This window comes from Streptomyces bottropensis ATCC 25435 (assembly GCF_000383595.1).
Taxonomy (GTDB): Bacteria; Actinomycetota; Actinomycetes; order Streptomycetales; family Streptomycetaceae; genus Streptomyces; species Streptomyces bottropensis.
Window position 1 is genome coordinate 6,069,350 of sequence record NZ_KB911581.1, and the last position, 14,503, is coordinate 6,083,852.

Here is a 14,503-nt window from a genome sequence, read left to right on the forward strand (position 1 = left end):
CCCGGAGCGCTACGGCCGGTTGCCGGTGCGTCGTAGGGACCTGGAGGAACGTCGGTGGCAAGCGCCAAGCAGGCCAGGGAAGCCCGCGTCAAGCTCCCGCAGCTGAGGCTGGACGAACTCCTGGAGGAGCTGCAGGCCCGTCTGGACGCGGCCCGCGGCACCCGCGACCGGGTGCACAGCCTGCTGGAGGCGGTGCTCTCGGTCGGCCGCGAACTCGACCTCGAACAGGCGCTGCGCTCCATCGTGGAAGCCGCGGCGGTGCTGGTCGAGGCCCAGTACGCGGCCCTGGGCGTGATCGGACCCGACGGCAGACGGCTGTCGGAGTTCCTGACCGTCGGATTCACCGAACAGCAGATCGCGGCGATCGGACCCTACCCGGAAGGCCACGGCATCCTCGGCGAAGTGATCCGTCACCCCGAACCCCTGCGCCTGACGAAGATCTCCGAACACCCCAACTCCTACGGTTTCCCACCCCACCACCCGCCCATGAACTCCTTCGTGGGTGTGCCGATCCGGGTGCGGGACCAGGTCTTCGGCAACCTCTACCTGACCGAGAAACGGGACGGCGCGCAGTTCGACGAGGAGGACGAGTCGGTCCTGTCGACGCTGGCCGTCGCGGCCGGGGTGGCGATCGACAACGCCCGCCTGTACGAGGAGTCGAGGCTGCGCGAGCGCTGGCTGCGAGCGAACGCCGAGATCACCCACACGCTGATGTCGGGCAGTGACCGTGGTGAGGTCCTCGCCCTCATCGCCGAACGGGCCAGGGAAATCACCGGCGCCGCCCTCGCTGTGGTCGCGGTTCCGATGGAGGGCACCGATTCCCTCACGGTGGAACTGGCCATCGGGGAGGCGGCGGAGGCCCATCGCGGGCTGGTCCTGCCCGTGGACGACAGCCTGATCGGCAAAGCCTTCTCCTGCGCCGCCCCCGTCACCAGCCCGGACGTCTCCCGTGACGAGCCGAGGGCTTCTCCGGGCGAAGGCACCGAAGACCAGGAAAACCCCCCGGCCGGGGGGACCGCGCGGTTCACCGGGCTCGGTCCGGCCGTCGCCGTGCCCATCGGTACCACCGGCGGGGTACGGGGCATCGTCCTGCTGGTCCGCGAGGCGGGCCGCACGGTCTTCATGGAGAAGGAGACCGAACCGCTCCAGGGCTTCGCGGCGCAGGCCGCGGTCGCGATGGAACTGGCGGAACGCCGCGCCGACGCCGCGCAGATCGCCGTCCTCCAGGACCGCGACCGGATCGCCCGCGACCTCCACGACCTGGCGATCCAGCGGCTGTTCGCCACCGGCATGACCCTGCAGAGCGCGGGCCGCTTCATCGACCACGCGGAGGCCTCGGAGCGGGTGCTGAGAGCGGTGGACGACCTGGACGAGACCATCAAGATCATCAGGTCGACCATCTTCGGACTGCGGGCGCGTGACGGAATTTCCGGACCGCGCCTGCGCTCCCAGGTGGTACGCGCGGTCGGCGAGGCCGCGTCGGTCCTGGGCTTCGCCCCCGGTCTGCGCATGGATGGCCTGCTCGACACCCATGTGCCCAGGGAGACCGCCGAGCACGTGGTGGCCGTGCTCGGCGAGGCGCTCACGAACGTCGCCCGCCACGCGCGCGCGGACCGGGTCGGAGTCGCCCTGGAGACCGACGGCCGGGAGGTGCGGCTGACGGTGACCGACAACGGCGTGGGCATCCCGCCCGGCGGTCGGCGCAGCGGCCTCGGCAACATGGCCGAGCGGGCGCAACAGTTGGGCGGGGAACTGCAGTTGAGCAGCCCGGCGACGGGCGGTACCACCCTGGTGTGGCGGGTACCGGTGGCGGAGGGGTAAGGCCGCGTCGCGCAACCTGTGGGTGCGACTGTGGCCATCGTCGCAACGCGCTGCGCCGTGGCGCGATCGTCCATGTGCACGCGCGGTTCCACCTCGACGCGTTCCTGACCGGTCCGGAGCGCGACCGGATCACCGTCGCGTACGTCGCCCCGCCGGTGATGCCGGCGCCGACCGAGCACCCCACGGTGGGGAAGCCGGACCTGTCGCACCCGCGACGCGTGATCTGTGCCGCGGCCCCGCTGGACGCCGGGGTGCAGACGGCGGTGGCCGGGCGGCCGAGTGTGGAGATCGGGCAGGCGGGCGGCATGACCGGGCTGGATGCGGCGGCTGCACACCGGTGACATCCCAGGCGTCGGCGAGAAGGGCGACCGGCTCATCGTCGACCGGGCCAAGGAACTGATCAAGTAGTCCTGCCACAGCCACCCTCGCGCACACGATGGAACCGCGGAAGGCAACGCACGGCGGCGAGTCACCCACAAGTCACCGACCAAGCAGCCATTTCCCCAGGTCAGCGAACTCTTCTCCGCGGCTTCAGAGGCGTCGCCGGCAGCGTCGGGGCGGGCAGTGGAGCACCGTCGTACCCCTTCACCTCACCGAACCGCGACCCTTCCATCCAGTCCCGGCGCGCCTGTTCGATCTCCTCCTGCGACCGTCCGATCCAGTTCCAGAACATGATCAGCTCCTCCTCGAAGGGCTCGCCGCCGAGGAGCATGAGGGAGGCGTCCGAGTCGGCGCGCAGGGGGAGTTCGGCGCGGCCGCAGCCGAGGTAGAGCATCGAACCGGGGAGGACGGGGACGCCGTCGACGTGGGCCTCGCCGGCCATGGCGAGAACGGCGTACTCGAAGTCGGGTTCGAGCGGGAGGCGGACGTCCGCGCCGGGGGCCAGCGTGAGGTCGGCGCCGACGATCGGCGTGAAGGTCGTGCCGGGCGAGGTCGCGCCGTCCAGAGAGCCGAGGATGAGGGTGGCGCTCAGGCCGGCGGCCGTGACGACCGGCAGTTCGGCGTGGTGCTCGAAGCGCGGATCGGTGTGGCGGTGGCTGTCCGGCAGAGCCACCCAGAGCTGGGCACCGTGCAGGAAGCGGGCGTGCGACTTCGGGCTCTCCTCCGAGTGGCTGATGGCCCGCCCGGAGGTCATCAGTCCCAGTTCGCGCGGACGGATCGTCTGCAGGCTGCCCGTGGAGTCGCGGTGCAGCACTTCGCCCTGATGCAGCCAACTGACCGTCTGCAGGCCCATGTGCGGGTGCGGCGGCACCTGCATACCGGGCTCGTCGGCGATGTCGTCCGGGCCGTAGTGATCGACGAAGGCCCAGGCACCCACCATGCGGCGGCCCAGATTGGGCAGCAGCCTCCGCACCTCGGTGGACTCACCGAGCTTCACCCGGCGGGGGCTGAGTAGTTCACGTACCGGATCGGCCACCACGAAGCCCCGGCCACCGCACACCGCGGGCACCGCCTCGCGATCAAGATTGCTCATGCTGCACAACCTAGACCTGTCCGGCTCCCCCCGTCAGCCGTCCCCCGCCGGCCGCCCCCGTCAGCCAGACCCCGCTGCGGGAAATAGTAGCCATGGCTATAGTAGCCATGTACGGTATTCGCATGGGTTCGGATCTCGAGGGCGCGACGCCCGGCTTTCTCGTCTGGCGACTGTCGGTGAAGTGGCGGGTCGCGGTGGACCGCGCGGTCGCTCCGCTCGGGCTGACGCACGCCCAGTACGCGCTGGTCGCGTCCTTGTACGGCATGGACCGGACCGGACAGCGGCCCAGCCAGCGGGAGCTCGCGGACCACACCGGCCTGGAGGCCCTGTACGTATCCAAACTGGCCCGCGCCCTGGAGACCGCCGGGCTGCTGGAACGCGCCCGGGACCCCCGCGACCCCCGTGCCGTGCGGTTGGCGCTCACCGAGCAGGGGCGCGAGGTGACCCGGCGCGCGATCGAGGTGGTCCAGGGGCTGCTGCGGCAACTGCTGGAACCGCTCGGCGGCCCGGACTCCGCCCGCGCCCTCCGGTTCACCCGTGAGCTGACCACCCTGCTCGACGTACCGCTCACCCCTTCCACCGAGCACGCACACGAAAAGGAGCAGTCATGACCTCCACCGCACCCATGGTCGACGGCCGGGTCGTCGCCCTCGCCCACTACGCGAGCCGCGCGGTCCTGGAGCGCGTGCTGGCCGGCCACGGCCTGACGTTCCAGCAGTCGGTGGCCCTGCGGGTCCTCGCGGTCGCCGACGGGCCCGTCGAACGGGACGAAGTCGTGCGCCGGGTCGTCGGCTTCCTCAAGGTCGCGCCGGCCGGCATACGGGCCGTCGTCGAGGAGTTGCTCTCCGCCGGTCTGGTGGAGAGCGACCCGGCGCGGCCGTCCCGCCTCCGGGTCACCGACGCCGGACGGGAGGCCTTCACCAGGTCGGCCGCCGAGACCGCGCCCGTCTCCGCCCGGATCTACGCCGGCATCCCCACCGAGGACCTGCTGACCGCCGGTCGCGTCCTGACCCTCGTCACCGAGCGCGCCGACGCGGAACTCGCCGCCGCGACGCCGGGTACGGAAGCCGTGGGAGAGGCGGTGGAATAGTCACCGGCGAGCGGGGGTTGTGCGCCTCGAAGGAGGCACCAGTGGACACCACGTACTACGACCACGGAACACCCGCCGAGCGCTGGGACCGCGCCCGGATGTTCTTCGACGCCAAGGACTACACCGCCGCCGCACGTGTCCTCGGCCCGCTGGTCGAGGAGGTCCCCGAGCAGACCGGCCCCCGGCTGCTGCTGGCCCGCGCCTACTACCACTCGGCCCAACTGCGCCGCGCCGAAGCCGAGTTGCGCGTCCTCGTCGAGCGGGACCCGGTGGAGCAGTACGCCCGGCTGATGCTGGGCCGCACGCTGGAGCGACAGGCCCGGCACCAGGAGGCGGAGTCCCACCTGCGGATCGCCGCGGCGCTCGCGGGCGACTTCGAGCGGCTGCAGGAGGCGTAGGGGCATGGGGGCGTAGAGGTCGTGCGAACGCCGTGAGGGGGCGCGTCCGGTCGGACGCGCCCCCTCACCGCTTCGCCTCTCCGGGGAGGCCCGCGTCACTGCCGCCCGGCCGCCCTACTTCGCCTCCGCCCGGCCGCCGTACGACCGCTTGCCGCGCCGGTGCGCGATCTCGCCCAGGACGACGTCCACCGCGATGAACACGGCGAGCGGGATGCCGAGCAGGGGCACGAAGTAGCCGAGGACGGCGATGAGGGCGAGGGCCGGGACCAGGATCTGCGGCGGCACGTGCTGCCAGGCACCGCGCGGGATCGGACGGCCGAACGACGAGGCGCGGCCGCGCAGCCACCACATGCGGTAGCCCCAGAGGATCAGTACGACCAGGGAGGCGGCCAGGGCCATGAGGAGGAGCTGGTTCGCCAGCCCGAACAGGACGCCCGTGTGACCGTCGATGCCCCAGCGGGAGAGCTTGGCGAGGACGGGGAAGTCGGCGAACCGGAGCGTGTCGGTGACCTCGGCGGTCGCCGGGTCCACGGCCACCGCGTCCTGCTTGGTGGGCCAGCTGCGCTGGACCTGCCTGACCACGTACGTGGAGGACGCGTCGGCGGGCGGCACGATCTCCACCGGGTCGCCGAGGCCCTTGGCCCGCGCGGCGGCGAGGATCTTGTCCAGGTCGCCCTCGGGGGCGGTCCCTTCCTCCGCCGAGCCGTCGCCGTGATCCCCGTGGTCTCCCGCGGCGGCGGAGATCGCCGGGGTGGCCTGGTGGAGTTCGGTGCGCAGGACCTCGATGTTGGCGCCCGCGTAGGTCGACCAGGTCAGGCCCGTCGCCGAGAGGAAGCAGAACCCGGCGGCGGCCCAGACGCCGACCGTGCCGTGCAGGCTCAGCGTGCGGCGGCGGCCACTGGTGCCGCGCACCTTGCGCTGGGCGCGGCGGCGGGCGAACCAGAGCACGAGACCGCCGCCGGAGATGACCCACAGCCAGCTGGCGGCGAGTTCGCTGTACAGGCGGCCGGGCTCGCCGAGCTGGAGATTGGCGTGGAACTTGTCGATCCAGGTCCGCACCGGCAGTGCGCCGGTCGAGCCGTACTGCTCAAGGGCGCCGCGCACCTCCGCCGTGTACGGGTCGACGAACACCGCGAGCGTGTTGCCCTCGTCGATGCCCTCGACGCCCGTCAGCATCACCCGGGTCGTCGCGTCGTCCTGCGGCGAGGGGCGTACGGCGGAGAGGGTGCCCTCGGGGTGCTCCTTGCGGGCGGCGGCCACCTGCTCGGAGATCGGCAGCTTCGCGTCGCCCACCTCGGCGACGGTCGTCCGGTCCGCGTAGACGATCTCCTCGATCGAGAACGAGGCGGCGTACAGTCCGCCGGTCAGGGCGGCGACCAGCAGGAACGGGGCGACGAGGACGCCCGCGTAGAAGTGCAGCCGCAGCACGAGCGGCCGGAGCGAAGCCCAGCCCCTCGTGGCGCCGTCGGGCTTGGCGACGGGTTTGTGGGACTCGTCCGTCTCGGTCGAGGGGGCGATGGTCATCGGCGGATGCTCCGGGATGCGGGGACGTCGTGGCGGTCCAGTAGTCGGATCGTGGAGGCTTCGAGTTCCCGGCACTTTGTGTGATGTGGGTCACATGCGCCGATGCTGTCGCCTGGACGCGCGCGAGCCGGCGGGCCCTCGCGTGAGCCGGCGGGTCCTCGCGTGAGCCGGCGGGTCCTCGCGTGAGCCGCCTCGCGTCGCGCGACCCCGGTTGGCATCCTGGCCCGATGGCTTCTGAACGTGACCGCGTCGACTCCCGTCCCCTGAGCGACCGGGTCGAGGAACTCCTCGCCCATGAGGGGCCGCTGCCGATCGTCGCCGCGGGCGACCCGGTGCTGCGCCGCACCGCCGAGCCCTTCGACGGCCAGCTCGACCCGGGTCTCCTCGCCCGCTTCGTCGCCGCCCTGCGCGCCACCATGCACGCGGCGCCGGGCGTCGGTCTCGCCGCGCCCCAGGTCGGGGTGTCCCTGCGGCTCGCCGTGATCGAGGACCCCGCGCCGGTCCCGGAGGAGGTACGGCTGGCCCGGGGCCGGGTGCCGCAGCCGTTCCGGGTCCTGGTCAATCCCGCGTACGAGGCCGTCGGGCCGTACCGGGACGCGTTCTTCGAGGGCTGTCTGAGCGTGCCGGGCTGGCAGGCCGTGGTGGCGCGGCACGCCAAGGTGCGGCTCCGGGCGCTCGACGAGCGGGGGCGGGCGGTGGACGAGGAGTTCTCGGGGTGGCCGGCCCGGATCGTCCAGCACGAGACGGACCATCTGAACGGCACGCTCTACCTCGACCACGCCGAGCTGAGGTCTCTCTCCTCCAGCCAGGCGATGGCCGACCGCTGGAACGACCCGACCCCGGTCCGGGCCGCCCGGGCGCTGGGCTTCCTGCTGCCCGACTGAGCGCCCGGACCGGCCGGTTCAGCCCCGGTACGCCTCCAGCAGCCGCAGCCACACCTCGCTGATCGTCGGGTACGAGGGCACCGCGTGCCAGAGCCGGTCGACCGGGACCTCCCCGACGACGGCGACGGTGGCGGAGTGGATCAGCTCACCGACGGCGGGGCCGACGAAGGTGACGCCGCGCAGGATCTCGCGGTCCAGGTCGACGACCATGCGGGCGCGGCCCCGGTAGCCGTCGGCGTACAGGCCCGCCCCCGCGACGGAGGAGAACTCGACGTCGACCGCCCGGACGCGGTGACCGGCCTGTTCGGCCTCGGCGAGGGAGAGGCCGACGGCGGCGGCCTCGGGGTCGGTGAAGACGGCCTGGGGGACGGCGGCGTGGTCGGCGGTGGCCGCGTGGGCGCCCCAGCGGTCGCTCTCCAGGAGCGGGACCCCGGCCGCGCGGGCGGCGATGGCGGCCCCGGCGATCCGGGCCTGGTACTTGCCCTGGTGGGTGAGGAGGGCCCGGTGGTTGACGTCCCCGACCGCGTACAGCCAGTCGCTGCCCGTCACCCGGAGGCTGTCGTCCACCTCCAGCCACGAGCCCGACTCCAGGCCCACGGTGTCGAGGCCGAGGTCGTCGGTGCGCGGGGCGCGGCCGGTGGCGAAGAGGATCTCGTCGGCCTCCAGCCGGTCGCCGGTGTCCGTGCGGGCCACCACGGTCCCGTCCTCACGGGACACCGCCGTCACCGACGTACCCGTCCGCACGTCGACGCCCGACTCGGCGAGCGCCTCGGCGATCAGTTCACCGGCGAAGGGCTCCATGCGGGGCAGCAGGCCCTTGCCGCGCACGAGGACGGTGACCTCGGAGCCGAGGGACCGCCAGGCGGTGGCCATCTCGACGGCCACGACACCGCCGCCGACGACGATCAGCCGGCCGGGGACCGTCTGGGCGCTGGTGGCCTCGCGGCTGGTCCAGGGCTTGACCTGCGCGAGTCCCGGCAGGTCGGGCAGGAGGGCGCGGCTGCCGGTGGAGACGACCACCGCGTGCCGGGCGGTGAGGACCTGACGCCCGCCGTCGGGGGCGTCCACGACGACCCGGCGGGGTCCGGCCAGGCGCGCGTGACCCCGGTACAGGTCCGCCCCGACGCTCTCCAGCCAGCCGACCTGGCCGTCGTCCTTCCAGTGCGCGGTCTCGTAGTCGCGGTGGGCGAGCACCTCGGCGGTGTCCAGCGGGCCCTCGGCCAGGTGGCGCAGACCCGGTACGCGGCGGGCGTCGGCGCGGGCGATCGCGGGGCGCAGAAGGGCCTTGCTCGGCATGCACGCCCAGTACGAGCACTCGCCGCCGACCAGTTCGCTCTCCACGATCGCGGTGGACAGGCCGGCCGCGCGGGTGCGGTCGGCGACGTTCTCTCCCACGGGTCCGGCACCGAGCACCACGACGTCGTACTCGGCCGGTGTCGCGTCGTCCGCTGGGCCTTCGGTGATTTCCGTATCCGTCATGGGGTCAGTCTGGTTGCTGGTGTGCGCGGTGGCCAAACGGGTACGCGCGCGGAATACGCCACCGCGGGGCGGCGTTGTCGAGTGCGGCTCGCCCCCGAGCACCGAAACCAGGAAGAGGGATGCACGCCATGAGCAGCACCGTGGAGCTGACCAAGGAGAACTTCGACCGGACGGTCACCGAGAACGAGTTCGTTCTGATCGACTTCTGGGCGTCCTGGTGCGGGCCTTGCCGGCAGTTCGCCCCGGTCTACGAGAAGGCCGCCGACGACAACCCGGACCTGGTGTTCGGCAAGGTGGACACCGAGGCCCAGCCGGAGCTGGCGCAGGCCTTCGGCATCCAGTCCATCCCGACGCTGATGATCGTCCGTGACCAGGTCGCCGTGTTCGCGCAGCCGGGCGCGCTGCCCGAGGCCGCGCTGACCGACGTCATCGGGCAGGCCCGGAAGCTGGACATGGACGAGGTCCGCAAGGCCGTCGCCGAGCAGCAGGCGCAGGTGGAGCAGAACGGCCAGTAGCCGGCCGACTCACCAGGCAGGCGGCAGCCCCGTGTAGTGGGCTGCCAGTTCGGCGGCCGCCTGGCGGGAGGCGGTGATCCGGCGCAGCCCGGCGAGCTGGAGGCGGTGGTCGAAGGCGCCGCCCTCCGGCAGCGCGTGCAGCATCCTGGTCATGTCGTACGAGAAGCGGGCCGTCCGCCAGACCCGGTCGAGGCACACCTGCGAGTAGCGGTCCAGGAGTTGTGCCGTTCCGTGGGTGTACAGCTCGACGAGGGCGCGGGCGAGGACGCACACCTCGTACACCCCGAGGTTGAGCCCCTCGGTGCCGGTCGGCGGCACGGTGTGGGCGGCTCCCCCGGCGAGCAGCAGCCGTCCGTGCCGCATCGGCTCGTGGACGTGACTGCGCATCGGGGTCACGGACTTGGCGGTGACCGGTCCTCGTTCCAGACTCCAGTCAGCGTCGATGGCAAAGCGCGCGGCCAGTTCGTCCCATACACGTTCGTCGGGCCAGTCGGCGGGGTCGGTGCCGCTGGGGACCTGGAGGCAGAACCGGGACACCGACGGTGAGCGCATGCCGTGCAGGGCGAAGCCGTGGTCACCGCGCGCGTAGACCGACTCCTCGCGGGACGGCGGGACTTCGGCCAGGACGCCGAGCCAGGAGTACGGGTGCTCGTGCTCGTACACCCGGCGGGCGGCGGCCGGGAACACATGGCGGGAGATGCCGTGGAAGCCGTCGCAGCCGGCCACCCACTCGCAGGACAGCTCCTCCTGGTACCCGTCGTGGACGAAGTGCACCACCGGGCGCTCGCCGAGCGGGTTCTCGACACCGATCGCCTCCGCCTGGAACAACAGCGGTGGCCCGTCAGCGAGTTGGAGGGCGACGAGGTCGTTGACGATCTCCGCCCGGGGATAGATCGTGACGCTGCGGCCGCCGGTGAGGGCCGGGAGGTCGAGCCGGTGCCGTTCGCGGTCGAAGCGCAGTTCGATGCCGTGCTGGACCACGCCCTCGGTCTCCAGGCGTGCGGCGGCCCCGCACGCGCGCAGCGCGTCGACGGTGCCCTGCTCCAGCACGCCTCCGGCCGACGGCACCACCGGCCGCCGCTCCACGTGCGCGCGGGTCCGGCTCTCCAGGACCACGCAGTCGATGTCCGCCCGGTGCAGCAGCCGGGCGAGGAGGAGCCCGGCGGGGCCCGCGCCGATGATGCCGACCTTCGTGCGCATGACGCGCCTCCCGAGGCGGGCGGTCGGTCCCGCCCTGTCCGCCCAGCCTCGCCCGTGCGGCCCCGCCCGTCCAGCCGTGTCCGCTCGGCCGTGTTCGTTCAGCTGTGCCGGTTCGGCCGTATCCGCTCGACCGTGCGCGTTCGGCCGTGCGCGTTCAGCTCGATTCGCGGTGCACGATCCTCGCGCCCAGGACGTCGTGGGTGGTGGGGACCGAGGTGGGGTCGCGCACCACGCGGTCGACCAGTTCCGCGAGGTGACGCCCGGAGGGCAGCTCCAGGTGGACGGTGCTCAGGCGGGGCCGCAACAGCCGGCCGAGCATCAGGTCGTCGGCCCCGACCACGGCCGTCTCCCCGGGGATGCCGATGCCCTCGTCCTGGAGGGCCCGCATCACCAGCATCGCGTACTCGTCGTTGTACGCGAACACCGCGTCCAGCCCGAGCGAGCGCCAGTCGCGGGCGAGCCGGGCGGCGGCCGCCTCGTCGTAGGCGAGCGGCAGCTCGGTGACCGTGGCCTCGGTGCCCTGCACCGCGCGTCGTACGCCGGCCAGGCGGGGCTGGGAGAAGACCCCGAGGCCGGGCTCCTCGGGCACGACGACACCGATGCGGCGGCGGCCGCTCTCGACCAGGTGCCGGCCGGCGCTGTGGCCGACGCCCGCGTGGTCCAGGATCAACGCGTGGGCGCCCTCGACGGGTTCGGGGGTGAGGGTGACCACGGCCTTGGCGCCGGAGCGCTTGAGTACGGCCACGCCCTGCGGGCCGAGACCGACGCCGGGCATGATGACCGCGACCGGGCGCAGTTCGGCCCAGGCGCGGGCGGCGTCGTCGCCGCGCAGCCCCAGGCCGCCGTGCTGCACGACGGTGTAGTCGAGCCGGCTGAGGGCCCACTGGATCTCGTTGATGAACTGGCTGTACAGCGGCCCGATGGGAACGTTCGGGGTGGGCATCAGCACCAGGCGGCTGTGGCCGGCGCGCAGGCTGCGGGCCGCCGCGTGGGGTACGTAGCCGAGTTCCTTGGCGGCCTCGTGGACCCGGCGGCGGGTCGGCTCGCTGATGCGGACGGCGCTGGTGTTGTTCAGGACGTAGCTGACCGTCGCACGTGAGACACCCGCGAGACGTGCCACGTCGGCGCTCGTGGGCACGGATCGCTGCAGGGGCGAGGGCGGGACGGGCTCTTTCGGTATCTGCACCATGAGGAGGGCATCCTTGCAGAAGTGGTGAAGGTCGTTCCGGCCGGGGGACCGTCGGCCGTGCGGGGGCTCGGGGTCGGGCCACCGATCTTTGTGGCTGGGCAGTTTGGCGAATGTGTTCGAAATCCGTTCAATCGGGCGGCCATTTCACGCCACCTCCACATGAGTACGTACGCGGGGGCTCCGCACGCACGTGTGGCCTGCTTTCCGCACCGGGCCGGTGTGCGGGCGACCGGCCCACGTCCGGTCCCCCGGCGGCCTCGTGACGACACGGCACATCGGGGTTCCGCCCACGACGGGGGCCGATCCGCTGGTCGGGGTAGACGGCGGGTGAGCGGTCGCGCGCCTGGCCAGGCCGTGCGACCGGCTCGCGCGGGGGGACGCGCGCAGGTCCCCGCCGCCGGCACGGCGACCGCCCGCGAAGGGCGCGGCACGGGGTGCCGACACGCGAAAGCTATGGCGTGAACTGTGTGCTGGACGCGGGCGCGGGCGCGTACACGGGCGCCGCGCCCGCCGACCGTGCCGCTCCGGGCGACCCGCGGACCACCCGCCGGATGGCGGGCAACCGCCGCCGTACGACGGCGTCCGCGCGCTTGCCGCGGCGCTCATCATCGCGATACGAACCGCCCGCACGCGTCGCGGTACGCCCCGTCGGCCACGCGTCGCGGTGCGCACCGTGGATGCGGAACCCGCACGAGGAGAAGCCATGGCCATGACCCCGCCCCCGTTCGATCCGGAGCTCGCGGCGGCCCTGGAGACGATCAAGGACCTGGTGCCGCGCGGGCTGACCATGGACGACATCCCGGCGATGCGCCAGGGGCCCGGCATCGAGCTGATGGCCCAGCTCGACCTCACCGTGGACGGGTTCTTCGAGGTCGAGGACCGGCTGGTGCCGGGGCCCGAGGGGGAGCCGGAGATCTCGCTGCTCATCTGCCGCCCGGCCGCGCCCACGACACCGGGTCCGCTGCCGGTGATCTACCACGTCCACGGCGGCGGCATGATCGTCGGCAACAACCGGGTCGGTGTGGACGCGCCGCTGGCCTGGGCCCGGGAGCTGGGCGCGGTCGTGGTGTCCGTGGAGTACCGGCTGGCCCCCGAGCATCCGCATCCGGCGCCCGTCGAGGACGTCTACGCGGGTCTGCTGTGGACCGCCGGGCACGCGGACGAGATCGGGGGCGACGCCGAGCGGATCGTCATCGCGGGGGCGAGTGCGGGCGGCGGACTGACCGCCGCGCTGGCCCTGCTCACGCGGGACCGGAAGGGGCCCCGGCCGATCGGGCAGGTGCTGCTGTGCCCGATGCTCGACGACCGCAACGACACGCCGTCCGCCCACCAGATGGCGGGGCGGGGGGTGTGGGACCGGACGGCCAACGAGACGGGGTGGACGGCGTTGCTCGGGGAGCGGCGGGGTGGGGCCGATGTGTCCCCCTACGCGGCGCCGGCGCGGGCGGAGGATCTGAGTGGGTTGCCTCCGGCGTTTCTGGATGTGGGGTCGGCGGAGACGTTCCGGGACGAGGTCGTCGCGTACGCGTCCCGGTTGTGGCGGGCGGGTGGGGTCGCGGAGTTGCATGTGTGGCCCGGGGGGTTCCACGGGTTCGACGGGTTCGCGCCTCAAGCGGCGGTGTCGCGGGAGTGCCGGGAGGCGCAGGTGCGGTGGGTTCGGCGGTTGCTCGGGGAGTGAGTGCCGGTGGGGGCGGCGGGGATTTCGCCCCCGCCGCCCCCACCCGTCCCGTCCCACAGGGGCTGCGGCCCTTCGACCCCCACGTGCGGGTCCGGTGGGGCTTCTCGCGCAGTTCCCCACCGGGCCCGCGGACGAACGCCCCTCCCCGCCGGCGGAGCCATGTCGCACTATGAGGGGTATGAAAGAGCTGGCGGGGCGGTTGACCGCGGTGGATCCGGATGCGGGGGCCGCCGTGCGGGTCATCGCGTACTTCGACACGCTGGCCGAGGCGCGGGCCGGTCTGGAGGCGATGGTGCGGGGCGCGGCCGTGCTGGCCGGGTGTCCCGCGCGGCTGGTCGACGCGCAGCGGCACGTGCGGGTGCGGGTGGAGCCCGACGGGCGGCGCCACGACAGCGAGGTTCCGCCGGACCCGGCCTGGCCCTGCGCCGCGCTCGTGCCGGACGGTGTGCCGGCGCTGTGGCTGGAGCGGGCCGGGGGCGGTGAGCCGAGCGTGGTGGACGCCGTCATCCTGGAGCGGGCCGCCGGTGCGCTCCGGGTGGTGCTGGACCGGACCCGGGGCCGGGCGCCCCTCTCCCCCGCCGACGACCCCGCACTCGTGGAGACGGTCCTCGACCCCACCGCCACCGAGCGCGCCCGTCTGCGGGCCGCCCGGCACCTCGGCCTCGACCCCGACGATCCCACCACCCTGGCGCGGGCCCTCGCCCCGCTGGGCGGCCGGCCCCACATCCTGCGCGTGCGCGCGGCCCGGGTCGGCGAGGAGGGGCTGCCCGCCGGACGGGTCGGTGTCGGGCCCGCGGTGTCCGTGCCGGAGCTGCCCGAGTCCTGGGCCGGCGCGCGGACCGCGTTGCGGTTCACCGCCGAGGGCACCGCGCAGGACCCCGGTGAGCGTGTGGTCCACGCCGACGACCTCGGCGCGCTCGCCCTCCTCGCCCAGCTGATCGCGCCGGGGGCGGAACCTCCGCCGGACGTACGCGATCTGGAGCGGGCCGCGGCCGACTCGCCCTGGATGCTCGCCACGCTCCACGCGGTCGCCACGACGGCGAGCCTGCGGTCGGCGGCCACCGGCGTCAACGTCCACCACTCCACCCTCCAGGACCGCCTGACCCACGCGGAGGCCCTCCTCGGCTGGCCCGTGCGCACACCCCGGGGCCGGCTACGGCTGCATCTGGCCCTCACCCTGCGGCATCTGGCCCGCGGAGGCGCCTGAGCGGGCGCAGGCACGCACGAATCGCCGCCCTCGTCAGGCAAGTC

The 14,503-nt window shown here is 73.4% G+C and carries 14 protein-coding genes; 9 read left to right on the top strand and 5 right to left on the bottom strand.

Annotated elements, in window-relative coordinates:
* The first annotated feature begins 54 nt into the window (after window positions 1–54).
* The gene (locus tag STRBO_RS0127100; RefSeq protein WP_005484281.1) at window positions 55–1,821 is read left to right on the top strand and encodes a sensor histidine kinase; all 1,767 of its coding nucleotides are present in this window, start codon (window positions 55–57) and stop codon (window positions 1,819–1,821) included.
* A gap of 74 nt (window positions 1,822–1,895) precedes the next feature.
* Window positions 1,896–2,162 (top strand): hypothetical protein, encoded by a 267-nt coding sequence (locus tag STRBO_RS0127105; RefSeq protein ID WP_005484283.1) that lies wholly within the window; start codon window positions 1,896–1,898, stop codon window positions 2,160–2,162.
* Between the two features lie 167 nt (window positions 2,163–2,329).
* On the opposite strand, the gene STRBO_RS0127115 is transcribed toward STRBO_RS0127105, so the two are convergent.
* A complete protein-coding gene (locus tag STRBO_RS0127115) occupies window positions 2,330–3,295 on the bottom strand; it encodes a pirin family protein (protein ID WP_005484285.1) in 966 nt (321 codons plus the stop codon).
* 122 nt (window positions 3,296–3,417) lie between these two features.
* Between STRBO_RS0127115 and STRBO_RS0127120 the strand changes: the two genes are divergently transcribed.
* From STRBO_RS0127120 to STRBO_RS0127130, 3 genes are read left to right on the top strand one after another with little or no spacing between them, the layout of a single operon-like run.
* A complete protein-coding gene (locus tag STRBO_RS0127120) occupies window positions 3,418–3,906 on the top strand; it encodes a MarR family winged helix-turn-helix transcriptional regulator (protein WP_005484286.1) in 489 nt (162 codons plus the stop codon).
* Window positions 3,903–4,385, top strand: a complete 483-nt coding sequence (locus tag STRBO_RS0127125; protein ID WP_005484288.1) for a MarR family winged helix-turn-helix transcriptional regulator — start codon at window positions 3,903–3,905, stop codon at window positions 4,383–4,385. Before STRBO_RS0127120 ends, STRBO_RS0127125 begins: the two co-directional genes overlap by 4 nt.
* Before the next feature lie 41 nt (window positions 4,386–4,426).
* Window positions 4,427–4,783: a tetratricopeptide repeat protein gene (locus STRBO_RS0127130; RefSeq protein WP_005484290.1), complete on the top strand. Its 357-nt coding sequence runs from the start codon at window positions 4,427–4,429 to the stop codon at window positions 4,781–4,783.
* A gap of 114 nt (window positions 4,784–4,897) precedes the next feature.
* Here STRBO_RS0127130 and STRBO_RS0127135 read toward each other — a convergent pair whose 3' ends face one another.
* On the bottom strand, window positions 4,898–6,307 hold the full coding sequence (locus STRBO_RS0127135; protein ID WP_005484292.1) for a PepSY-associated TM helix domain-containing protein: 1,410 nt from the start codon (window positions 6,305–6,307) through the stop codon (window positions 4,898–4,900).
* 227 nt (window positions 6,308–6,534) lie between these two features.
* On the opposite strand from STRBO_RS0127135, the gene STRBO_RS0127140 reads away from it, so the two are divergent.
* Window positions 6,535–7,191 carry a peptide deformylase gene (locus tag STRBO_RS0127140; protein WP_005484294.1) on the top strand — a complete coding sequence of 219 codons (657 nt, stop codon included), beginning with the start codon at window positions 6,535–6,537 and terminating at the stop codon, window positions 7,189–7,191.
* 18 nt (window positions 7,192–7,209) lie between these two features.
* Here the strand turns inward: STRBO_RS0127140 and STRBO_RS0127145 are convergent, their stop codons facing one another.
* The gene (locus STRBO_RS0127145; RefSeq protein ID WP_020115147.1) at window positions 7,210–8,670 is read right to left on the bottom strand and encodes a dihydrolipoyl dehydrogenase family protein; all 1,461 of its coding nucleotides are present in this window, start codon (window positions 8,668–8,670) and stop codon (window positions 7,210–7,212) included.
* A gap of 128 nt (window positions 8,671–8,798) precedes the next feature.
* Here STRBO_RS0127145 and trxA point away from each other — a divergent pair, with 128 nt between their 5' ends.
* Window positions 8,799–9,185 (top strand): thioredoxin, encoded by a 387-nt coding sequence (gene trxA, locus STRBO_RS0127150; RefSeq protein WP_028796869.1) that lies wholly within the window; start codon window positions 8,799–8,801, stop codon window positions 9,183–9,185.
* Window positions 9,186–9,194: 9 nt separating this feature from the next.
* Here trxA and STRBO_RS0127155 read toward each other — a convergent pair whose 3' ends face one another.
* Together STRBO_RS0127155 and STRBO_RS0127160 are read right to left on the bottom strand one after the other, a co-directional pair.
* On the bottom strand, window positions 9,195–10,385 hold the full coding sequence (locus STRBO_RS0127155; protein WP_005484297.1) for a 4-hydroxybenzoate 3-monooxygenase: 1,191 nt from the start codon (window positions 10,383–10,385) through the stop codon (window positions 9,195–9,197).
* Window positions 10,386–10,539: 154 nt separating this feature from the next.
* Window positions 10,540–11,574 carry a LacI family DNA-binding transcriptional regulator gene (locus tag STRBO_RS0127160; RefSeq protein WP_005484298.1) on the bottom strand — a complete coding sequence of 345 codons (1,035 nt, stop codon included), beginning with the start codon at window positions 11,572–11,574 and terminating at the stop codon, window positions 10,540–10,542.
* 703 nt (window positions 11,575–12,277) lie between these two features.
* Between STRBO_RS0127160 and STRBO_RS0127165 the strand changes: the two genes are divergently transcribed.
* Complete coding sequence (locus STRBO_RS0127165; protein ID WP_020115148.1) at window positions 12,278–13,252, top strand: alpha/beta hydrolase; 975 nt, start codon at window positions 12,278–12,280, stop codon at window positions 13,250–13,252.
* 178 nt (window positions 13,253–13,430) lie between these two features.
* Window positions 13,431–14,459: a helix-turn-helix domain-containing protein gene (locus STRBO_RS0127170; RefSeq protein WP_005484300.1), complete on the top strand. Its 1,029-nt coding sequence runs from the start codon at window positions 13,431–13,433 to the stop codon at window positions 14,457–14,459.
* Window positions 14,460–14,503 lie beyond the last annotated feature (44 nt).